This is a genomic window from Paeniglutamicibacter sulfureus, from assembly GCF_039535115.1.
Classification (GTDB): Bacteria; Actinomycetota; Actinomycetes; order Actinomycetales; family Micrococcaceae; genus Paeniglutamicibacter; species Paeniglutamicibacter sulfureus.
This window is the reverse complement of record NZ_BAAAWO010000001.1, coordinates 957,469-980,109: the sequence shown is the minus strand read 5'-3', so window position 1 is coordinate 980,109 and position 22,641 is coordinate 957,469. Positions and strand designations below refer to the sequence as shown.

The 22,641-nt window shown below is 57.0% G+C and carries 14 protein-coding genes and 3 tRNA genes; 15 read left to right on the top strand and 2 right to left on the bottom strand.

Going from position 1 to position 22,641, the window contains the following annotated elements:
* Positions 1–862: 862 nt before the first annotated feature.
* The 6 genes from ABD687_RS04420 to wecB all read left to right on the top strand — a co-directional run bounded on the left by ABD687_RS04420 (position 863) and on the right by wecB (position 13,282).
* Positions 863–5,365, top strand: coding sequence for a glycosyltransferase (locus tag ABD687_RS04420; RefSeq protein WP_310293220.1), 4,503 nt, complete (start codon positions 863–865; stop codon positions 5,363–5,365).
* 117 nt (positions 5,366–5,482) lie between these two features.
* Positions 5,483–7,396, top strand: a complete 1,914-nt coding sequence (locus ABD687_RS04415; protein WP_310293222.1) for a glycosyltransferase family protein — start codon at positions 5,483–5,485, stop codon at positions 7,394–7,396.
* 307 nt (positions 7,397–7,703) lie between these two features.
* The gene (locus ABD687_RS04410; protein WP_344760963.1) at positions 7,704–8,897 is read left to right on the top strand and encodes a glycosyltransferase family 4 protein; all 1,194 of its coding nucleotides are present in this window, start codon (positions 7,704–7,706) and stop codon (positions 8,895–8,897) included.
* A 61-nt stretch (positions 8,898–8,958) separates the two neighbouring features.
* The gene (locus tag ABD687_RS04405) at positions 8,959–10,701 is read left to right on the top strand and encodes a glycosyltransferase family 4 protein (RefSeq protein WP_310293224.1); all 1,743 of its coding nucleotides are present in this window, start codon (positions 8,959–8,961) and stop codon (positions 10,699–10,701) included.
* 113 nt (positions 10,702–10,814) lie between these two features.
* The gene (gene wecC, locus ABD687_RS04400) at positions 10,815–12,047 is read left to right on the top strand and encodes a UDP-N-acetyl-D-mannosamine dehydrogenase (RefSeq protein ID WP_310293227.1); all 1,233 of its coding nucleotides are present in this window, start codon (positions 10,815–10,817) and stop codon (positions 12,045–12,047) included.
* A gap of 50 nt (positions 12,048–12,097) precedes the next feature.
* The gene (gene wecB, locus ABD687_RS04395) at positions 12,098–13,282 is read left to right on the top strand and encodes a non-hydrolyzing UDP-N-acetylglucosamine 2-epimerase (protein ID WP_310293228.1); all 1,185 of its coding nucleotides are present in this window, start codon (positions 12,098–12,100) and stop codon (positions 13,280–13,282) included.
* An 80-nt stretch (positions 13,283–13,362) separates the two neighbouring features.
* Here the strand turns inward: wecB and ABD687_RS04390 are convergent, their stop codons facing one another.
* Both ABD687_RS04390 and ABD687_RS04385 read right to left on the bottom strand, forming a co-directional pair.
* Positions 13,363–14,052, bottom strand: coding sequence for a response regulator (locus ABD687_RS04390; protein WP_310293230.1), 690 nt, complete (start codon positions 14,050–14,052; stop codon positions 13,363–13,365).
* Between the two features lie 5 nt (positions 14,053–14,057).
* On the bottom strand, positions 14,058–15,281 hold the full coding sequence (locus ABD687_RS04385; RefSeq protein WP_310293231.1) for a DUF7134 domain-containing protein: 1,224 nt from the start codon (positions 15,279–15,281) through the stop codon (positions 14,058–14,060).
* 129 nt (positions 15,282–15,410) lie between these two features.
* On the opposite strand from ABD687_RS04385, the gene ABD687_RS04380 reads away from it, so the two are divergent.
* From ABD687_RS04380 to ABD687_RS04340, 9 genes are all read left to right on the top strand, one after another.
* A complete protein-coding gene (locus tag ABD687_RS04380) occupies positions 15,411–16,469 on the top strand; it encodes a 3-isopropylmalate dehydrogenase (protein ID WP_310293233.1) in 1,059 nt (352 codons plus the stop codon).
* A gap of 99 nt (positions 16,470–16,568) precedes the next feature.
* Positions 16,569–17,663, top strand: coding sequence for a branched-chain amino acid aminotransferase (locus ABD687_RS04375; protein WP_310293235.1), 1,095 nt, complete (start codon positions 16,569–16,571; stop codon positions 17,661–17,663).
* A 99-nt stretch (positions 17,664–17,762) separates the two neighbouring features.
* A complete protein-coding gene (galE, locus tag ABD687_RS04370) occupies positions 17,763–18,878 on the top strand; it encodes a UDP-glucose 4-epimerase GalE (RefSeq protein WP_310293236.1) in 1,116 nt (371 codons plus the stop codon).
* 3 nt (positions 18,879–18,881) lie between these two features.
* Positions 18,882–19,643, top strand: a complete 762-nt coding sequence (locus tag ABD687_RS04365; RefSeq protein WP_264269802.1) for a fumarylacetoacetate hydrolase family protein — start codon at positions 18,882–18,884, stop codon at positions 19,641–19,643.
* A 131-nt stretch (positions 19,644–19,774) separates the two neighbouring features.
* On the top strand, positions 19,775–21,280 hold the full coding sequence (gene gltX / locus ABD687_RS04360) for a glutamate--tRNA ligase (protein ID WP_310293240.1): 1,506 nt from the start codon (positions 19,775–19,777) through the stop codon (positions 21,278–21,280).
* 19 nt (positions 21,281–21,299) lie between these two features.
* Entirely contained in the window at positions 21,300–22,070 is a 771-nt protein-coding gene (locus ABD687_RS04355) for an HAD family hydrolase (RefSeq protein ID WP_310293241.1), read from the top strand.
* Positions 22,071–22,183: 113 nt separating this feature from the next.
* Positions 22,184–22,255 (top strand) — tRNA-Gln (locus tag ABD687_RS04350).
* Positions 22,256–22,322: 67 nt separating this feature from the next.
* A tRNA-Glu gene (locus tag ABD687_RS04345) sits at positions 22,323–22,395 on the top strand.
* A 49-nt stretch (positions 22,396–22,444) separates the two neighbouring features.
* Positions 22,445–22,520 (top strand) — tRNA-Glu (locus tag ABD687_RS04340).
* Positions 22,521–22,641 lie beyond the last annotated feature (121 nt).

The following is a 22,641-nucleotide window of genomic DNA, read 5'->3' as shown; positions in this document are numbered from 1 at the left end:
CGGCGGACAGATCTGGATTGCGGATGTAGACCTGCCCGGTCGCCACGTCACGATTGTAAGCAGCAGTCCCAGCCGATGCCACACACTCATGCTGAATTAGACACCTGTCGGTGCACCGAGCCGCCCGGCGTGTCAGTTTCAAATACCGGCCGAGGCGGCTTGAAGGAGGCAGGCGTCAACAAGCGAATCGGCAATCGTTCCTGCGTCTACGGGCTCGTCCACTCTGGAATCATCAAAGTCGCAGCAAGCCTAGGGTCCAAGACGCCGTCCGATCCGCTCACTGCCGCTACCCGATCGTCCCACAACTACTACCGAAGCTTCGTCCGAACAGCCGTGCTCATGTGGTGAGAGTTGACCCCTGCAGTCCTTCAAATGCCAATGAAAGGTGCTGAGGTTCCGCTCCGCAGTACCTTCGATGATAGGGCTTCGCCTAGTACTCCATAACCTCGTTTAGGGAACAGATAGCCTGCATTACCCAAGGGCAACCGACCAGCATGCCAGCAACTATGTTGTTTCCAACCGGCGATGAAACGCCCAAACGTTATCCGGACCCGATGATCGTGTCGCTATATGCTCCAACTCGTTTCAAGTGGATCTCGGCATAAGGATCCGAGGCAGAATTTGAAATGACTGCACTTCTCGAGGTCCTGCAACAGGACGGCCCAAGTCGTTTCCTTGTTCCGTGATTTATAGCGAACCCGGACGGTGGAGTGAACGCGCCACTTTTGGAAGTTCGTAGCCGTGGGTGACGTATGTGTGTGAATACGCACGTCAATAGTCTGGCGCGTGTGTCATCCTAGCGACCGTCTACCTCCGTTAGAATTGTTCTCAGTAATGACGATTTGCGGATGGAGTTCATTAGGTGCGACAGTCAACGAAAATGGGGACAGGGGCCATCGTTTCTCGTGCCCAAAGTTTCAAACTTCGGGAGAGTTACAGCAAGCATGAGGGCCATATAGAAGATTTGCTTCTCGACGATGTACTGGCGTTGAAAGTCGAGAACGACAAGCTCAAGGCAGCAAACGGAGTTTTCAAAAAGCAGGCGGTCAAGGATAAAGGTCTTCTTGCCCGTCAGATGACGTCCTTGAAAAAGCTTGAACGGGAGAAAGCCGAGAATCGAAAGAGCCTCAATGTACTGGGGGAAGAACTCCGAATCGCACGAATCAAACTCCAGAACGAAAAGGCGCGTTCGGAGAAATTCAAGAAGGCATACGACAACTTACGTGCACATCCTGTAGTTCGAGCTGTCAGAAGCTTGAAGTCCCCATTCTCGAAGCCGCTGACCGCACCGGCCTCGGGTACTAATACACTTGAAATTGACGGACCCTTATCAGCTGGTATCCAGGTGAATCAGACAAGGTCTAGCCCAACCCCGCATGAGGCTAGACCTGTAAACTACCCGTCAATGCAACCCCAGGAACGCAACCTAGAGAAGTCAACTGAGGAACTGGCGGCTACAGTTGTTGCTGTCAAGAACGAACTTTTGAAGTTCCGTGATTTAGGTGAAATCCGGGGTCCCCTGAACACGATTCGTGAGCTTGTCTCAGGTATCGACGGTTTACCGAACTTTGGATCCATGGCCGACCAACTCGCGGGCTGGGGTCGCCTTCAGGAAAGACTTCCAGATGTGCCGCCTAAGGTTGGTACGGCCGCCTATGTTCCACTCGCCGATAAGGTTATGTACTGTGCCCACAGCACAGGCGAATACAACAGCAACGGTTATTCAACTCGCACCACCGGGCTAACGTCCGCAGTGACTGAAGCTGGACTTGAGCTTTTCATCGTTGCCCGCCCTGGTTACCCTTGGGATTCAAATATCAACGGGAAAATGCCGCCGAGCAAGCGCCTGGTCCGTCGCTTCCAAGGCGTAGATACGCATTTCAATCCCGGCGTCTCGTTGAGAAACGATCCGTTGGATAAGTTTATTCAGCTCTCTGTTGATATGTTCATGCGTGAAGCGATGCTGAACCGGCCTTCAGTGATCGTATCCGCATCGAATCACATTACTGCGTTGCCTGCCTTGATCGCGGCACGACGTCTCGGGATTCCTTTCATCTATGAAGTGCGCGGCTTGTGGGAAGTCACTGCAGCCGCCTCGAACGAGACGTGGGCCAAGTCGGAGAGATTCACTTTGGCAGTTGAGCTCGAACGCTTGGTCGCGAACAACGCTGACCGGGTCTTCGCCATCACCGAAGAGGTCAAAAAAGAACTCGTACTCCGGGGTACCGCTGCGGATCGTATCGATATCCTTCCCAACGCAGCAAACATATTCCAGTATGTTCCGCTGCCTTCAGAACGATCCGCCGTAAAGAACTTGAAGAAAAAAGGTGAGTTCCTGCTCGGCTATGCGGGTAGTCTCGTCGGATACGAGGGCTTGGATCTCCTGGTTGACGCCATTTCGAAGCTTCCATCCGAACTGGCCCATGTTGGGGTGTTGGTAGTTGGGGATGGCGCGGAACTCGCTTCGCTCAAGAGCAAAGCTGAACGACTTGGCGTCTCGGATCGAGTACGGTTCACGGGGCGCGTACCCAACGAAGACATAAACGACTACCTGGCCTTGTTTGACGCAGTAGTTTGTCCGCGTAAATCGAACATCGTGACGGAATTGGTTTCGCCGTTGAAGCCGATCGAGGCCATGGCAGCTGGCCGGCCCGTAATCGGCTCGAACGTGGGCCCAATTGCAACGCTGTTGGGTTCGGACGGTTCTCGAGGCGTGATCTTTGACGCAGATGATGTTGACTCACTAATCGAAAAAATCAGGCTTCTAGCGAATGACCCGAAGTTGAGCCAAAGCATTGGACGACGCGCTCGCAAATGGACTGTTGAAGAGCGCACGTGGCCTATCATTGCAAAGACATTTGTGAGTTCGGTTCGCGTCGTGCAAAGACGGACACGTGTTGGCAAGGACTTGCGCGCGGTCAATATCGCACTGATTGCTGATACGTTCACGGCGTCTACGCTCAGCCGAGAAGTACACGTGGTTTCGCCGACGCCGAGCGATTGGCGTGAGTTGTTGTCCGAGTCCAACGTAGATGCCCTATTCGTTGAATCCGCGTGGGCAGGCAACAACGGCGCGTGGACCCGCAAGGTCGGATATTACGATGATGAGGAGTGCAGCCATCTTTCGGAATTGATTGATTTCTGCCGAACTCGTGGAATCCCGACAATATTCTGGAACAAGGAAGATCCGGTCCACTTCAATCGATTCAAATCGACTGCAGAACTTTTTGATGTTGTGCTGTCCACTGACGCAAACTGTCTCGAAGGGTACTGGGAAAATCGCGGACCCCACTTGAAGGCATTGGGTAGCATGTCCTTTTGGGCGCAACCTGATATCCACAACCCAAAGGGTACATCGCGTCCGTACTCGCACTCCGTCGCTTACGGCGGTTCTTACTACGGCGAGCGATATGCGGAACGCTCTAGCGAGCTTAAGTTCATTCTTCAGGGAGCAAAAACGCAAGGGTTGACGATCTACGATCGACAGGCAGACATGGCGGAGTCTGTTTACAAGTTCCCATCGAGTCTTCAAGAATTCGTCCGAGGTGGATTGGCGTATGAGGAAATGGTTGAGGCCTACAAGTCCCATCCTGTGCATGTCAATGTAAACTCAGTCAACAATTCTCCGACCATGTTTTCGCGTCGAGTATTTGAGCTGGCAGCGTGCGGCACCGCAACGATAAGCGGAAAGAGCTTCGGTGTATCTTGGCTCTTCAACGATATGATTCCGGTTGTTCGCACGAAAACGGAAGCCCAGCTGATTTCCGAGCTCTGGATGAATAGTGAAAAGGACCGCGTCCAGGATGCGTGGGGCCCGCTAAGGATTACCTTCGAAAAACATTTGGCGTGTCATCGTCTCGCGAGCGCGCTACGCATGGCGGGTATACAGGTAGAGATTCCCGAGCTTCCAAGCTTCCAACTAGAGCTTGCAAGTCTGACGGTCTCGAACGCCAATTCGATTTTGGCAAGCAGCGTCCGTCCTGCACTTGTTATCGTACGAATGGCAGATTGCCAGCCTCATGCCGGCGACTTGTTGCGAGATGCCGGTATTGAAGTTACCGATGTGGCTAATCTGCGTATGGACATGCTGCGAATAAACAATGCAGATTCTTACCTCGATGACTCAAATCTTTTCCAGGATTTGCTCACTGCCTACTTCTATAGTGATGCCGCACGCGTAGTTGCATCTGATGCCTCGGTGGACGAGCGAGGCCTGCCGCTTTGGTGGAAGCCCGATTATCTTGTCGACGGCCCCACACTGTCCTCCGAGTTGGTTACTTCGGTTCGTGAAGGATCCCTCACACTTCGTCGTCCATTCACGTTGCGTAGAGACCTGGTGGAGCCAGCCGTGACCGAATCCGACAGAGGCGGCATTGCAGAACGTGTTCTTATTGCCGGACACGATTTGAAGTTTGCGGGCGCTGTCATGGACGCCATCGAGGGCCAAGGCCACAAGTTGCTTGTCGACAAGTGGAAGGGGCACGCGCAACACGATGTGGAGCGAAGCAGGGCCCTGCTCGAAGAAGCAACAACGATATTTTGCGAGTGGTCTCTGGGCAACTTGGCGTGGTATTCCAAAAACAAGCGTCCTGAGCAACGGCTGATTACGCGATTCCATTCCCAAGAGCTGTTTACGGACTACCCTCGTGCCGTGGACTTCAAATCTGTTGACCGAGTAATCTTTGTCAGCGAACTGATCCGAGGCATGGCCATAAAGAAGTTTGGTATTCCTTCTGAGAAGACCATGGTCATACCTAACGCAGTGGACACTCGTAAACTGGACCTTCCGAAAAATGAGGACTCAAATTTCGTTCTTGGGTTTGTTGGGATGGTTCCGCAGATGAAGCGATTCGACTTGGTACTCGATCTGCTCGAACACCTTCGTCAAGTTGATGATCGATACACCCTCCGAATCAAGGGAAAACGGCCGGAACAATATCCCTGGATGGCCGCCCGCGAAGACGAGATGGCTTTTTACAATGCCCAGTATGAACGCATTGAAACCTCGCCATTGCTCAAAAATTCGGTGATCTTCGACCCCGAAGGCAACGACATGGCCGAATGGTATCGTGGAATTGGTATCGCGATCTCTACAAGTGATTTCGAATCTTTCCACTTCACGCTTGCCGACGGTGCCGCTTCTAGGGCGCTTCCTGTAGGCCTAGCTTGGCCTGGTGCAGAGTGGATCTATCCCGAGTCTTGGATCTTTACAGATACCAAAGAAATGTCAGACTACATTGTTGCCACACGTGAAGAATCAGTACACTTCGAAGAGCAAACGGCGGCGGCGCGTCAGTTCGTCGTTCAAAATTTTAATTCAGAAGATGTATTGGCGAATTTACTTCATTCGATGAATGGGATCTAATAGAATAATCTGAAGAATTTTTTAGATGGGAGAGTGTTATTGAAAAAGTTTTCGATCACACTCTCCCATTGTTTATGTTAAAAAAGTTTGTATATTAAAAAAACGATGGGGAAATTAGTGAAATTGGATGTTTCTGATCTTCGCAAGGCCATCTGGCACCTACGGCACGGTGGTGCCGGTCAAGTTAGGGATTGGTACCGGCGCCATTCCTATTCCCAGCGAACGGTTGTCTCCGGGGGCGGGGGAAACTCGGAGGTAGAGAAGCGGCTAAAGATTGCCTTTCCTGCGGTTTCGATGGTAGTCGATCGCTCCAAGAGTACGCCGTTGAAAGTTGCAGTAATCCTTGATGATTTCAGCGCACGCGCGTGGGGGCCCGAATGGGATTGCACCTTCATAAAGCCAGGCACCTGGCAGCATGAGCTCGACTCAAATAGCTATGACCTGCTGTTCGTAGAGTCGGCGTGGGCTGGGAATTCCAAAACCTGGCAGTACCACTTGACTGGTCCCACTGCACCGCGTCCTGCGTTCGTTGAAATGGTTAGCACTTTCCGAGCCAAGGGTATACCTGCGGTTTTCTGGAACAAGGAGGATCCGCCCCATTTCGATGACTTCATTGACGCAGCGAAGCTGTTCGACTTTATATTCACCTCTGATGAGCGAATGATTCCCCGCTATGTGGAAGTCCTCGGACATGACCGAGTGGCCTCCCTGAGTTTTGCTGCCCAACCCGAATTCCACAATCCCGTCAGGCCGGTTGCGCAATCTCGACGCGACGTTGCGTTCGCCGGCATGTATTTCGCGCACAAGTTCCCGGAACGTCGTGAACAAATGGAAATTGTGTTGGGCGGGGCTATTGACGTCGCTCCCAAACTCAGCTTTGGGCTGGATATCTTCTCCCGTCAACATGGAGGCGAGGAAAAGTATCAGTTTCCTGCGCCGTTTGAAACGCATGTCGTCGGGACGCTTCCGTACGATCAGATGTTAACCGCATACAAGTACTACAGCGTGTTTCTTAACGTAAATTCTGTGGTCGATTCGCCAAGCATGTGTGCGCGACGGATATTCGAGATAACTGCTGCGGGATCTGCAGTGGTTTCTGCTCCGAGCGCGGCCATTCGGAACTTCTTCGAGCCTTCGGAAGTCATCGAGGCGCATTCGCGAGAAGATGCGGCACATGCTATTCGGAGCATTGTGCGAAGTCCGGAGCTTCGCGACCGGATGGTTCATCTGGGGCAGCGGCGTATCTGGAGCGAGCATACTTATGCCCATCGGGCCAAGAAGGTCACGGACTTCGTAGGGCTCGTAGATGCCACGTCCGGGCCACTATCAATGGTGAACGTTCCTCGCGTCAGCACCATTGTGTCGACTATTCGTCCACAACAGCTGGAACATATTTTACAAACCATTGGATCCCAACGGAACGTTGAGGTTCAGTTGGTGCTGGTGACTCACGGATTTGCGGTTGACCCGGGCGTCCTTGCCAATAAGGCCAAGGCCGCCGGCGTCCGTGATCTTGAGGTCCTCGAGTTGAGTAGGGAGCGCACTCTGGGCGAGTGCCTAAACACGGCGGTGTCACGTTGTGAGGGCGACTTCATAACCAAGATGGATGATGACGACCTATACGGTGAGCATTACTTGAACGACCAGGTTGCGGCCATACGTTACAGCGGTGCTTCGGTGGTGGGCAAGCAGGCGCACTATATGTACCTGGCTGATTCGGAAGCCACCCTCTTGCGGTTTGGCGAACGAGAACACAGGTTCACGGATCTGGTGATGGGTCCGACAATGCTGGGACACGCCGCTGTCTTCAGGGAGAATCCCTTCCAAGCGAGGAGCAGGGGAGAAGACACGAATTTCCTACGTGACGTTGTAAATAGTGGCGGAACGATCTATTCGGCTGACCGGTTCAATTTTGTCCAGATGCGAGGAAACGACGGCAAAGCGCATACGTGGGATGTTAGCGACGCAGAGCTGACATCGACGGGAGATGTCCAATGGTTTGGCCGAAACGATAGACACATCTTCTTCTAACAACTCCGGCTGACCGTTGCAGTGGATGCCGTCAACGAGGCGTAAAACTATACGTACGGTGCTGCTTACGCGTTTGTCATTCCGGCTCTTCGTTGCTGGAATGACGAACGCCGATTCCTAACACTGGAAAAGATCCAAGATCCGTGCCGCTCCATTCAAGCTTAAGCGGGCTATCCGTCCCCTTAGCCAGGCCAGCGTCCTAGACGTTGGGCAGCTGACAAAATAGGGCTTGCTTATGGACCGCTATGCATGTCGTAGAATCGTTTAATCAAAAGATGGAGTTGAGGCTCCCGGAGACAGGTGGAATATGCCCGTGGGGGAAGCGCGCGTTCTTCTGCTGACGCATTCTTATTCACCAGAGAATTCTCCACCGCAGCGACGGTGGGACTCGTTCGTGTACGTTATGCGGAATGCGGGTTGGCACGTAAACGTTGTGACACCTAGGGTTGTCGGTAGTGTATTTGAGGGCCAGAAAAAACAGCGAAATTGCTTTTTAGCACGTGGCGTTCATGGGGAAAACATCCTCAGCTTCGTATCCATGAAAAAGCCAAGCCGTATCACTGGAAAGATCCTGAAGAATCTGCTCGACGGGGCCCTAATGCTTCCCACCGCACTGCTGCAAGGGCGTCCAGATGTGGTGATCGCAACCGTCCCAGCCTTGCCGACGATGTTTATCGGATTTTTCGTTGCATCAATTTTTAGGCGACCGCTAATCGTCGAAATGCGTGACGCGTGGCCAGACCTGATCACCGACTCCAGAGTTTTGCGCTGGAAATGGTTGACAAAGTTTGCGCATTGGGCCGTACGAGAAATCCAACGACGAGCGGCAATTGTCGTAACAGTGACCGATGGTTTTGCCGAGATCTTGACCAGCGACGGTGTGAGCACCGTAAAGACGATCCATAACGGGATCAGCACCAGAAGCTTTGAACCACTCGATGCTCCACCCCAGCGTACGGACACGAAGTTGCATGTGTTGTATCTGGGCAACCTGGGGGAGAGCCAAGGTCTGGAATCAGTGATTCTGGCTTCCACCAGGGTTTCGGAAAGCGTTCAAGTGCGGATCGTTGGCACTGGTACGGCCGAAGAACGTCTGCGGCGCTATGCGGAATCAGTCGATGCAAAAATCGAATTTCAGGTTCCTGTACGAGGCGATGCAGTCAGGGATCACTATTTATGGGCGGATACCTGCGTGGTGAGTTTGCGCAGTGATTGGGCGAGCTTCAATCACACTGTGCCATCGAAAATTTACGAATTGCTTGCGTTGGGCCAACATATCACCGGAATCGTCACAGGCGAGGCGGCGCAAATTATCACCGACGCTGCTTCGGGAGACATCGTGGATCACGATCCAGAGCACATTGCGGATCTGTGGCGGAGACTCTCCATGGACAGGCAAAATCTTCAAGTTGGCGAAACAGGCCGGGACTGGGTATTTGAGAAAGCATCCCTGGAAAAGCTGGGCGAAAAATACGTAGCCTTGATTCGCAACATCATTTAACGAGGGATATAACGTGGCCGATAGGGATACTACTAATTTCCGGAACTCGAGTTCTCGATTGATGCGCAACTTATCAAACATCGCAAAAATCGTCCTCGATAACGTGCGTGATGATCCCATCTACTTCTTCTTACAAGCAGCACGTCGTTTGGATTCAGGGCTCTTGACACGGATGACTGCGGGGTTCGTCAGGGCGCTCCCCGAAAGGGCAATTCAGCTCAGGGCAGTCGGACTATTGCTCTCGGGAAACACCTCCGGGCTTGGTGAATATCTGAGACAATTAGATCCTTCTTTGATTCCAGATGTCAGCCTAGCCCGCTTGGGTGACATGGCAATTGCCGTTCAAGACCCAACGAGTGCTGAACACTTGTTGAAGAATCGAACCTCTACGAGTACCGCGCTGTGTAGAACACAGGCACGGCATGCCTGGTACTTGGGAGATATGCAGGAAGCCATTGACATTCTGTCGTCGGTAGTGCCTCCATCGAACAAGCAACTACGTCATTACCAAAGTGAACTGGGCGTATTTTTGGGTGCCTTGCCAGCGGTCCCGAAGCAGATCTTCGCACCGGACGCCCGTCTTGCACAGGGAACAGCTCTTCACTTCCTGACAAACTCGCTTCCTCACACGGGGAGTGGCTACGCCCAGCGTTCACATTCGATCATGATGTCACTTGCGGATGAGGGCTGGAGAACGGAAGTGCTGACCAGGGCGGGTTACCCACTGACCGTGGGAAAGCTCCGGGCGCAGGACGCAGACGTGGTCGATGGCATCACCTATCGGCGCATCCTTCCGGCCCGCTTCCGCTCTGATATGAGGTCAAAGATCCAGCAGCAGGCTGATGCGCTCGCCGCTGCTGTAGGTCGATTGCAACCTGGCGTTCTGCACACCACGACTGACTTTTCGAACGCGCTTGCCGTGCTGAGTGTGGCCGAATCATTCGGTTTGCCGTGGGTCTACGAAGTTCGGGGGCAGTTGGCGGACACTTGGGCTTCCACGCGACCCGAGAGCGCGAAGTCGTCCCAGCGGTACAAGCTATTCAGGGAGCGGGAAGCCTTCGTTGCTTCCCGCGCAACGCATGTAGTGACCCTGGGCGAAGCCATGCGGGCGGAGCTGGTCGCGCAGGGCATACCAAGCAACAAAATCACGATCGCTCCGAACGCGGTGGGGGATGCGTACTTGGAAGACCCCATTGGTCGGGAAGAAGCCCGTGGGCGGCTCGGCTTGTCGCCGGATCTCCAGTATGTGGGGACCGTGAGCAGTTTGGTTGCTTACGAAGGACTGGACCTTTTGATCCGGGCCGCTGCAGAACTCATCCCAGACAATCCCAAGCTACGCGTCTTAATAGTGGGCAGTGGTGTTGAAGCTAACAATCTCAAGGATCTGAGCAAATCGCTCGGTATTTACGAGTATTGCCTCTTCCCGGGTCGGGTCCCGCGCGACGAAGCCCGAACCTATCATTGCGTGTTGGATATTTTCGTGGTTCCGCGCAGGAATCTTTCGGTAACGCGGGCAGTAACGCCACTGAAGCCCGTCGAGGCGTTGGCCTGCGAAGTCCCCGTCATCGCGGCGGACTTGCCTGCCTTGCGCGAGCTGATCGTGCATGGGGAAACTGGCCTACTCGTGAAACCGGACGACCCTCACCAACTCGCCGTGGCAATCAGATCTTTGCTCGAGCATTCCTCGAAGAGAGCTTCGATGGGTGCTGCTGGAAGGAAGCAAATGCTTGCCGAACGCACGTGGAGTGCCAACGCGCAAAAGTTGTCTGAGACATACAAACTGATCTCCCACAAACTGCAGTGAATGGACGAATGCAGTATTCTGGTCGAGGTTACGAATCGTAGCCTCCTGAACTTCAGTGCCTCGGCTGTTTGCACGCTTGGGCGCGCCCACTAGAACCAAGGGGAAACGTCATAGTGACGAGTATCAAAGAAGTAGCCGTAGTCGGACTGGGCTACATCGGACTGCCGACGGCAGCAATCCTTGCCTCCAAGGGCATCATCGTCAAAGGCGTCGACGTCACCCCGCGGACTGTTGACGCCGTCAACCGCGGAGAGGTTCCATTCGTTGAGCCGGCCCTGGGTGACTTCGTGGCGGCCGCGGTCGCCAATGGCACCCTCAGCGCAAGCTTTGACACTCCGTCCGCCGACGCCTTCATCGTTGCCGTGCCGACGCCATTCAATGCCGACCGCAGCGCCAACCTGTCCTACATCGAAGCTGCTGCCGACAAGATCGCTCCGCAGCTGCGCGGCAACGAGTTGGTCATCCTTGAATCGACGTCCCCTCCAGGTGCAACCCAGCACATGGCCGACCGCATTCTTGCTGCCCGTCCGGACCTGGACTCCTCGACCCTGCACGTCGCCCACTGCCCGGAGCGCGTGCTTCCGGGACGCGTCATGGAGGAACTGGTCACCAACGACCGCATCGTCGGCGGCATCACCCCCGAGGCCGCGCAAATGGCCAAGGATCTCTACAGCGTTTTCTGCGAGGCTGAAATCCTTGTCACCGACGCAACCACGGCCGAAATGGCAAAGCTGGTCGAAAACTCCTACCGCGACGTCAACATTGCCTTTGCCAATGAACTGTCGGTGATTTCCGACAAGGTCGGGATCGACGTGTGGGAGCTCATCGAGCTGGCGAACCACCACCCGCGCGTGAACATCCTGCAGCCGGGCCCGGGCGTTGGCGGACACTGCATTGCCGTTGACCCGTGGTTCATCGTCGCCGCGGCACCGGAAGAGTCCAAGCTCATCCGCCAGGCCCGAGAAACCAATGACGCGAAGCCGTCCTGGGTCGTGGACAAGGTCATCAAGTCTACCGAAACCCCCGGATTCAACGGCAAGGTGGCCGTTTTGGGTCTTGCCTTCAAGGCAAACATCGATGATCTTCGCGAATCCCCGTCGATCGCCATTGCCCGCTCGCTGGCCGAAAAGGCGCCGGGCGTCGAGTTCCTGCTGGTCGAGCCACACATTGAATCCCTTCCAGCCACACTGGCCGGGATCAACAATGTTAAGCTTGTCAACACGGACGCCGGCCTGGCCGAGGCATCCACGATTGTGGTCCTGGTTGACCACGATCAGTTCAAGGCAGTTCCCGCTACCGCGCTTGCGGGCAAGGACGTTATCGATACGCGCGGCCTCTGGCGCTAAGCCCGAGTCAATGTAACCCCAACATCGCTCGCCCGAACGGATAGGTAATCGTGAAGAAAATTATGCCGATTTACGGCACACGCCCGGAAGCCATCAAGGTGGCTCCGATTGTGAAGGCCTTGCAGGAATCGGAGCTCTTCGACTGTGTGGTGACCGTAACCGGTCAGCACCGAGAGATGCTCGACCAAGTCAACGAGCTCTTTGACATCACCCCGGAATACGACCTAGATGTCATTCAGCCCCGGCAGACCCTGAACTCCTTGCTGACAAAGACCATCAACGGTCTGGATGCCATCTTTGAGAAGGAAAAGCCGGACGCCGTGGTCGTCCAGGGGGACACCACCACGTCGACCGCCGGCGCCATTGCCGCGTTCTACCGGGGCATCCCGGTGGTCCACGCCGAGGCGGGACTGCGAAGCTACGACATCTTCTCGCCGTTCCCGGAGGAAGCGAACCGCAAGATCACGTCACAGATCGCTAGCTTGCACCTTGCTCCGACCACGCTGAGCCAGCTGAACCTGATCAACGAAACCATTGATCCACTGACCATCACAGTGACCGGCAACACCGTGATCGATGCGCTGTTCAAGGTCGTGGAGAAGAACATCCCCTTCAGCGATCCCATTCTGGAAGCACTGGTGGCCTCCGGCCGCAAGATCGTCCTGGTCACGACGCACCGCCGTGAAAACCAGGGTGAGCCCATGCGCGGGATTGGCCGCGCCCTCGCCCGCCTCTCGGCCGCCGAGCCCGAGGTCGAGTTCATCCTCCCACTGCACCGCAACCCGGCAGTGCGTGAAGCTCTGCTGCCGGAAATCGAGGGACGCACGAACATCACCCTGACCGAGCCGCTGGCCTACGGCGAGTTCACGCGGCTCATCGCGGCGGCGAACATCGTGTTGACCGACTCCGGCGGAGTACAGGAAGAGGCGCCGAGCCTCGCCAAGCCGGTACTCGTGATGCGCGAGAATACCGAGCGTCCCGAAGCCGTGGTCGCGGGCACGGTAAGGCTCATCGGCACGGACGAAGAGAAGATCTTTGAATCCGTGGAGCTCTTGCTCAATGACGCCGCTGCGTACAAGCAGATGGCCTTGGCGACAAACCCGTATGGTGACGGAAAGGCGGCAATCCGCACGGTGGCCGCCATTGCCGAACTTCTTGGTGTCGGCACCCGCATGGAAGACTTTGATTCCAACTTGCCCTCCGAAGCCAGCCTGGTGAATGCAGCCAGCATCTAGCTGATCGAATGGAATTGAAAGCCTACTCCCCAACTTCGCGTTGGAGAGTAGGCTTCTTCGTTGTGGATCATCTACAGGGACTAAGGAGAGACCACTCCGGTCTCGTAGGCGATGACAACCGCCTGCACGCGATCACGAGCATTGAGTTTTGCGAGGATGTGCCCCACGTGGGTCTTTACGGTTGCTTCAGACAGGAACAGCCCCGCTGCAATTTCCGGATTGGAGCGGCCGTTGGCGATCAGGCCAAAGACTTCGCGTTCGCGCGGGGTTAGTGACCGGACAGCCTTTACGTGGGCACTGTCCGGAAGAGTCGATCTCCGAAGCATCGGTGCGACGTGGTCCAGGAGCCGCCGGGTTGTTGACGGTGCAATGACGGCGTCCCCGCGGTAGACCGTCCGGATTGATTCAAGTAATTCTTCCGGTGGCGCATCTTTGAGCAGGAAACCGCTGGCACCGGCCTGGATGGCAGCAAGTGCGTACTCATCAAGATCAAAGGTTGTCAGGACGATGACTTTGGGTCCGGGCGCATCGCCCGGTTCCCTGGAGAGCAGGAATTCGGTCGTTTCTATGCCATTCATTTCGGGCATGCGAACGTCCATGAGAATGACATCCGCTGCCGCCAGGGTCTGGGAGGCAATGGCTTCGCGGCCGTTTGACGCTTCGGCGACCACTTCCAGATCTGCTTGGGAATTGATAAGCATTCGGAAGCCGCTGCGAACCAGCAGTTGGTCATCTACGAGTGCCACGTGGATGGGGTTGTCCTTTGACAAGTTTTCTAGTCCTCTGTGTAGGGGATGAATACGGACACGCCGAAGCCTCCGCCGACCCTGGGCTCAGCCTCGACTCGACCGTCGTAGAGGGCAACACGTTCGGCCATGCCCCGCAGACCTTGGCCAGATGCGGCGTGGTCCATGGCGCCTGCACCTCGACCGTCGTCCGACACGGTCAGTTGCAGTCCGCGGTTCTCCCAGCCGAGCATCACGGTCGTTGCGGCTTCTGGGCCTGCGTGCTTGAGCACATTGGTCAGGGCTTCCTGCATGGCGCGGTAGGCGGTGAGCTCGGCTCCCGCTGGAAGATCGCGTCGTGCGGTACCGCTCTGCCTAAAATCGATTGCCAAGCCGCTCATTCGCGTCGCTTCAAGAAGCGCCGGAACGTCGCCAAGAGTTGGCAGTGGTCTCGTGGACGCCTCTTCATCGCTACGGAGCACGCCGAGTAGACGGCGCATCTCTCGGAGTGAACTTCGCCCGGTTTGGGCAATTGTGGCCAGCGTTTCCCTGGCAATTTGCGGGTCATGTTCACTCGCATAGCGGGCGCCATCGGATTGCGCGATGATCACGGACAGTGAATGGGCCACTATGTCATGCATCTCCCGCGCGATATGGCTTCGTTCGTCGGCGGCAGCCAAAGCACGTTCTTGTTCTCGTTCAGTTTCCAGCCTCCGCGCCCGGTCCTCGAGTGTCTGTAGGCTGAGTCGCCGGGTCCTGGCCAAATCCCCAAAGGTCCATGCCACTAGGACCAAGAGTGAAAGTCCTATGAAATTGAGCACCGTGCCCTGGATCGAGTTGTCGCTGGCCCAAGCGCCTAGGCGCACACTGGCAAGCAGGGACCCAACCAAGCCCGCGGCAAGGCCGGCGAAGGATTGCCAACGTCGGCCGTACGCCGCCAATGTATATATCGTGATGGGCACGGAGATCTGTGACGGCAATAATTCGTAGGTGACGCCAACTTGGATGAGATGCGCGAGGACGATGATTCCCGCGGCGAGCCCCGGTTGTCTTCGGCGCCAGATCAGCGGAAGGGTTTGTACGGTTCCCAGGATGGCCAATGCCCAGCCGTTTCCCGAAATACCAAGACTGACGCCGGCAATGAGGCCGAATACGAGCCAGATTCCAAGGCCCAAAATGAGATCGACCTTGTTTGGATTCTCGCGAATCCACTTGTCTATGGTGCGGTGCGGCGTCATTGATTCCTGCGGTGGCAACGGGGCGGTTTCTTCCATAAATAGCCTACGGTGTGGGAGCGCGACGTACATCATGCCCAGGCATGAGATCGGCCCCATGCCATCGGAACGTTCACGATATGAGACGGGTTGCTCACATAGTGATACGAGTCGATAAACTCGTTTGTCATGAGCGAATCCTTGAATATTGCCGTCATTCCAGGTGATGGCATTGGTCCTGAAGTAATTGCCGAGGCCGTAAAGGTCCTGAAGAAGGCAACCGAAACCACGGACGTGCATTTGGTGCTGACCAACTACACGCTCGGTGCCGAACACTGGCTGGAGACGGGGGAGACCCTTCCGGAGGAAACCCTTGCAGCGCTTCGCAAGCATGACGCCATCCTGTTTGGCGCTGTGGGTGCAGCCCCGGGCGATACTCGCATTCCTTCGGGCCTGATTGAACGCGAGCTGCTGCTGAAGTTGCGCTTCAGCTTGGATCACTTCGTGAACCTGCGCCCGGCCAAGTTGTACCCGGGAGTGCCGAGCCCGTTGGCTGAGCCCGGGGAAGTCGACTTCATTGTTGTCCGCGAGGGCACCGAAGGTCCATACGTGGGCAACGGCGGTGTGCTGCGTGCAGGCACCCCTCACGAAATCGCCACCGAGGTTTCCATCAACACTGCCCACGGCGTCGAGCGAGTTGTCCGAGACGCCTTCCGTCGTGCCAGTGAACGTACCCGTAAGCACGTGACCCTGGTCCACAAGCACAACGTGCTGGTTTTTGCCGGTCATCTGTGGCGCCGGACCGTGGAGGCCGTGGCCGTCGAGTTTCCGGACGTCACCCACGATTACCTGCATGTGGATGCCGCAACCATTTTCATGACCACGAATCCCTCTCGTTTTGACGTTATCGTCACCGACAATCTTTTTGGCGATATCCTCACCGATCAGGCTGGCGCCATCACGGGCGGCATCGGCCTGGCGGCATCCGGGAATATCAACATGGACCGTACTGCCCCCTCAATGTTCGAACCCGTTCACGGTTCGGCCCCGGACATTGCCGGCCAGCAAAAGGCGGACCCGACGGCAGCAATCCTCTCGGCTGCCCTTTTGCTCGACCATGTCGGTCTTCCGGAAGCAGCCCGCCGGGTCGAGGAGGCAGTGGAAAGTGATATCGCATCTCGCGATGAAATGACCGATCCGCGGACCACTGCCGAGATCGGCGATGCAATCATTGCCGCACTGGCTTAAGCTGGTGACTAGGTTCATTTAGGAACCAAATCCTAGGGTGGCAAGCCGTTGTCGGCTTGCCACCGCAACACCCTGTCGAAGAGGAAGCCTGACGGCATCATGGAATTCATTGAAGATCTCTCAACTCACCGGAAAAGCGATCAGGAACGCGCCGACATTTTGGCCAACCCAGGTTTTGGGGATTTCTTCACTGACCACACCGCAGTCATCGACTGGTCGGCCGATGGTGAAGGCCCGCAGGGCACCTGGAGCAACGCGCGCATCGAGCCCTACGGCCCCATTGCCATGGATCCGGCAGCCTCCGTCTTGCACTACGGCCAGGAAATCTTTGAGGGCCTGAAGGCATACCGCCACGAAGATGGAAGCGTCTGGAGCTTCCGTCCGCATGCAAATGCTGCCCGCCTGAATCGGTCGGCAGCGAGGTTGGCGTTGCCGCAACTTGATGAGGAAGTCTTCGTTGAATCGCTGCGTCGCCTGGTGACGGCCGACGTCCAGTGGGTTCCCAGTGGCGACGGTGAAGCGCTCTACCTTCGTCCATTCATGATTGCCACCGAAGCCTTCCTGGGCGTTCGCGCGGCTCGCAAGGTTTCCTATCGAGTCATTGCTTCCCCGGCTGGCAACTACTTCGGTGGTGAACTGAAGCCGGTGGGCATCTGGGTCTCGCACAACTACGCACGCGCTGGACGCGGCGGCACAGGTGCGGCCAAATGCGGCGGCAACTACGCAGCATCGCTGATTGCACAGCTGGAAGCCGAACAAAACGGCTGCAAGCAGGTTCTCTTCCTTGACCCGTTCAACGATGAAGCCGTGGAAGAGCTCGGCGGCATGAACGTCTTCTTCGTGATGAGGGGTGGCAAGCTCATCACCCCACGCCTCACCGGGACCATCCTTGAAGGCATCACCCGTTCCTCGATCATTCAACTGGCTAAGGACCGCGGGCTCGAGGTCGAGGAACGAACGATCACCCTGGGCGAATGGCGCGAAGGAATTGCCAGCGGGGAGATCCAGGAAGTCTTTGCCTGCGGCACTGCAGCGGTCATCACCCCGATTGGCGTGCTGAAGAACGGCGAGGAGCACATCGGCGATCCGGATGCCCCTGCAGGTGAAGTGACCATGGCCCTCCGTGAGGAATTGCTGGGTATCCAAACCGGTACCGTCGCAGATCGCCACGGCTGGCTGGAACGACTCGCGTAAGCGCGAAGTACAGGTGATGGGGGTGGGATTCCAAAAGAATCCCACCCCCATCGCGGTTTTAGCCGAGTGAAGCAGGTCAATGATCAATAGGATGGATTCATGCGCATTTTGGTCACCGGCGGCGCCGGCTATATCGGCTCCCACACGGTCTTACTTCTATTGGAAGAGGGCCACGAGGTCCACGTTTACGACAACCTGAGCAACTCCTCGCCAGAGGCCTTGCGGCGGGTAGGGGAACTCACGGGCCACAACGCCCGCTTGCACGTAGGCGACCTGCTGGATGATGCGCGACTCAAGGACGTGTTTGCAACGGCACGGCCGGAGGCCGTCATCCATTTTGCCGGGCTCAAGGCAGTGGGGGAGTCCGTTTCCGAACCCCTGAAGTACTATCGCAACAACGTCACCGGCACGCTCAACCTGCTGGATGCCATGGAAGCCCACGACGTTCGCACATTGGTCTTTAGCTCATCGGCCACCGTCTACGGAGAAACGCTCGAACTCCCGATCACTGAATCAACGGCGTTGTCTGCCACCAATCCGTATGGCCGGACCAAGCTGCACATTGAAGGAATGCTTGATGACCTTGCAGGTTCGGACCCGCGTTGGTCCATTGCGAAGCTTCGCTATTTCAACCCGGTGGGTTCACATGAATCCGGCCGGATAGGCGAGGATCCGCAAGGCATCCCCAACAACCTGATGCCGTACATCGCGCAGGTGGCTGTAGGCGTTCGCGAGCGAGTCAACGTATTCGGGGGAGACTACCCGACGCCAGACGGAACGGGCGTGCGCGACTACATCCATGTTGTGGATCTGGGTGCAGGGCATCTCGCCGCTCTCGAATATCTCCACGACCATGGCGGATTGCACGCCTGGAACCTGGGAACCGGACACGGCTCCTCGGTGCTTGAGGTCATCCAGGCATTCGCCCGAACTTCTGAACGGGAGATCCCCTACGAGGTCGTGGACCGCCGCCCAGGTGACGTAGCGGCGAGCTACGCCGATCCCACGTTGGCCCGTGAGGAAATCGGCTGGAAGGCCGAACGCGGCCTCGAGCAAATGGTCGAGGACATGTGGCGGTGGCAGTCAAACAATCCCACCGGCTATCCCGAAGACGAACCTGCCGACCAGCATGACGAGGATCAAACCGAAGAAGACGTGGTCAAGCGACAGAAGCAGAAGCGCGCACCCGACTCCAACGAAGCCACTAAGCTATAAACCATGCGTATTGCTCGTTTTGTCGTTGACAGTGACCCCATGTACGGCGTCGTGGAAGAGGACGAGGTCATCGTCATTTCCGGCGACCCCTTCTTCCAAGGAATCAAGCCAACCGGCGTCAAGCACAAGCTTGAGGATGTCCGGTTGCTCGCCCCCATCATTCCCCGTTCCAAGGTGGTGTGCTTCGGTCGTACCTACGCCGACCATGCCGCCGAACTTGGCAACGAAGTGCCGGCAGAACCCCTGATGTTCCTGAAGCCAAACACTTCCGTTGTCGGCTCGGGTGACCCGATCACCTTGCCATCCTTCTCCGAGGAAATCTCCTACGAGGGAGAGCTCGCGGTTGTCATCGGGAGAATCTGCAAGGACGTTCCCGCCGAAAAGGCCCAAGACGTGGTCTTCGGCTACACCATCGCCAATGACCTGACCGCACGCGATGCCCAGCGGACAGACGGACAATGGGCTCGTGCCAAGGGTTGGGATGGCTCATGCCCGCTGGGACCATGGATCCAGACCGAGCTGGACCACGAGGACACCCAGCTGATCACCAGGCTCGATGGAAACGTCGTCCAGGACGGCAACACCTCCGACATGGTCTGGGGTATCAACGACCTGATTGCCTATGCGTCCCAGGCCTTTACCCTGCTACCCGGTGACGTCATACTCACCGGTACCCCGGCCGGCGTCGGTTTGGTGACCGAGGGACAGCGCGTGGACGTGGAGATCGAGGGAATCGGCACCTTGAGCAATCCGTTCCGCCGCTAAATTCCCGGTTGGACCCTTGTAACGCAGTTGGCCCCGGTATCCGGGGCCAACTGCAGTTATGCTCCCCGACTGCGCGCTTCAGCACTGTGCTGGCGGGTTGACTAGGTGTGGGGACATAGAATGGTCACATCATGACTGATGTATCCCTCATTCCCACTGTGACCGATGAAACCCCCGTCCGCGTACGCTTCTGCCCGTCTCCGACCGGCACACCGCACGTAGGCCTGATTCGCACCGCCCTGTTCAACTGGGCCTATGCGCGCCACACCGGCGGAAAAATGATTTTCCGCATCGAAGACACCGACGCCAAGCGCGACTCGGAGGAAAGCTACCACCAGTTGCTGGACGCCTTGGACTGGCTCGGGATCACCTGGGATGAGGGTGTCAACGTCGGCGGTCCTCACGAACCATACCGCCAGTCCCAGCGCGGGGCCATTTACCAGGACGTCATCGCCAAGCTCCGTGCGGGCGGGCATGTCTACGAATCCTTCTCCACCCCCGAGGAAGTCGAAGATCGCCACAAGGCTGCCGGCCGGGACCCGAAGCTGGGCTATGACGGCTTCGACCGTAACCTCAGCGAAGAGCAGATTGCCGCCTACCGTGCCGAAGGCCGCGAGCCGGTGTTGCGCGTGCGCATGCCGGACGAAGACCTGACCTTCACCGACCTGGTGCGCGGGGAAATCACCTTCAAGGCCGGCTCCGTCCCGGACTTCGTGGTGGTGCGCGCCAACGGCCAGCCGCTCTACACTCTCGTGAACCCGGTCGACGATGCGCTGATGGGCATTACCCACGTGCTGCGCGGCGAGGACCTTCTCTCCTCGACCCCCCGCCAGATCGCCTTGTACCGCGCCTTGATTGAAATCGGTGTCGCCCAGTACATGCCTCTCTTTGGCCACTTGCCCTACGTGATGGGCCAGGGGAACAAGAAGCTTTCGAAGCGCGACCCCGAATCGAGCCTGTTCCTGCACCGGGACCGCGGTTTCATTCCCGAGGGACTGCTGAACTACCTGTCCTTGCTTGGCTGGTCCTTGAGCGCCGATGAAGACATCTTCACCCGGGACCAGCTCATCGAAGCTTTCGACGTCCACGACGTGCTCTCGAACCCGGCACGCTTTGACATCAAGAAGGCAGAAGCCATCAACGGCACCCACGTGCGCATGCTGGATGCCGCTGACTTCCGCGAACGCCTGATTCCCTACCTCAGGTTCCAGGGCCTGGTGGGGGAGGAGCTAACGGAACGCCAGCATGAGATCCTTACCGAGGCCGCTCCGCTGGTCCAGGAACGGATCACCCTGCTGGGCGAGGCGCCCGACATGCTTGAATTCCTCTTCACGGAGGACTCGGCCATTGAGCCTGCCGCCGATGCCCTGAAGGGACTGCCGGAGAACACCGCCGAAGTCCTGGACGCCGGCCTGGCCGCGCTCGAGGCAGCAACGCAGTGGGACGCCGAGACCATCCAGGACGTCTTGAAGTCCTCCTTGGTCGAAGGACTGGGCATCAAGCCGCGCCACGCATTTGGGCCCATTCGCACTGCCGTGTCCGGCAAGCGGATCTCCCCGCCGCTGTTTGAGTCGATGGTGATTCTGGGCAAGGAATCCTCGCTCAACCGCGTACGCGCGTTCCGGGCCACCCGGTAAGCAGGAGCAAGCGAGAATCGTGGACAACGCGACCAGCGCCCTCAACCCAATTCACGGTGCACGTTCCGTGGCCCGGGTTGAGGGCGTTCTCTTTGACATTGACGACACGCTGGTGGATCTCAACGCCGCCGCAGTCAAGGGATTTCACTTCCTCACCTCCGAAGACTTCAAGGACGTTCCCGGAGGCCTGAGAGAGCATGCGGCGCGGGACTATGCCGATGACGGTGCTGGGGCGTATGAGCGCTACATGGCCGGGGAACTGACATTCCTGGGCCAGCGCGCCGAACGAATCCGGCGCGCCTATGGACTTGTCGGATTGGATGCCCCGCCGGCAGAAGCCCTTGGCGTTTGGAGCGCACGCTACGAAGACGTGGTTCAGGGCATGTGGGCGCCATTCCCCGATGTGCACGACTGCCTTGATGCCCTGGACGCCCTTTCCATTCCCTACGGGGCCGTCAGCAATAACGTGGAAGACTACCAACGCCGCAAATTGGAACTTTCGGGGCTTGGGCGGATCGAAGTACTCGTGGGCTCGGATACCGCCGGGGCGCCGAAGCCGGATCCGCGGCCGTTCCATGCCGGTTGCCGGTTGCTCGGCACCGCCCGCGGCGCGACCCTCTACGTCGGGGACAACCCGGTCAACGATGTGCAGGGTGCCATCGACGCGGGACTGCAGGGAATCCTGCTGGATCGTGCGCCAGATCACAAAACCAGATCGACCGAAATCCTGCAAAATCTTGGTTCTTTGGCCGCCATAATCACCGGAAACCCGGGGTTTTTGGCCCATTAGGATCCTAGTGGGCCCCCGATTTGTACTTTCCGCAGATCCGCCGGTATAGTTATTTCTCGTGCTGAGGCGCACGAAAGCTTTCGAAGAGAAAGCCGGAGAGCGAATCAACGCTGTGGGGTATGGTGTAATTGGCAACACACTGGTTTCTGGTACCAACATTCTAGGTTCGAGTCCTGGTACCCCAGCGTCACGGTCTTCGCGAAAGCGAGGACCGGTCTGCGTGGGGGACGAAAGTCCCCACGCAGAGCATACGGCCCCATCGTATAGCGGCCTAGTACGCTGCCCTCTCACGGCGGTAACGCGGGTTCGAATCCCGCTGGGGTCACGATTCATTGGAATCGGACGGTAACAGTCCTAAAACGTTGCAGCTATGCGGCCCCATCGTATAGCGGCCTAGTACGCTGCCCTCTCACGGCGGTAACGCGGGTTCGAATCCCGCTGGGGTCACCAGCACAATGGTTCCAAACTTCGGTTTGGGACCATTTGTCGTTAAGACGGGTTTTCCCAAGGTCCCTGGAATTCTTCGGCTAGCTTGCGAATAAAAATCCAAAGTGTTTGGCATGATGTAGTG

Excerpts from the sequence above, each read along its gene's own strand:
- ABD687_RS04385 (WP_310293231.1), bottom strand. The coding sequence starts at position 15,281 with ATGGAAGAAACCGCCCCGTTGCCACCGCAGGAATCAATGACGCCGCAC.
- ABD687_RS04365 (WP_264269802.1), top strand. The coding sequence starts at position 18,882 with ATGCGTATTGCTCGTTTTGTCGTTGACAGTGACCCCATGTACGGCGTC.
- ABD687_RS04380 (WP_310293233.1), top strand. The coding sequence starts at position 15,411 with ATGAGCGAATCCTTGAATATTGCCGTCATTCCAGGTGATGGCATTGGT.
- ABD687_RS04375 (WP_310293235.1), top strand. The coding sequence starts at position 16,569 with ATGGAATTCATTGAAGATCTCTCAACTCACCGGAAAAGCGATCAGGAA.
- ABD687_RS04405 (WP_310293224.1), top strand. The coding sequence starts at position 8,959 with ATGCGCAACTTATCAAACATCGCAAAAATCGTCCTCGATAACGTGCGT.
- galE (WP_310293236.1), top strand. The coding sequence starts at position 17,763 with ATGCGCATTTTGGTCACCGGCGGCGCCGGCTATATCGGCTCCCACACG.
- gltX (WP_310293240.1), top strand. The coding sequence starts at position 19,775 with ATGACTGATGTATCCCTCATTCCCACTGTGACCGATGAAACCCCCGTC.
- ABD687_RS04410 (WP_344760963.1), top strand. The coding sequence starts at position 7,704 with ATGCCCGTGGGGGAAGCGCGCGTTCTTCTGCTGACGCATTCTTATTCA.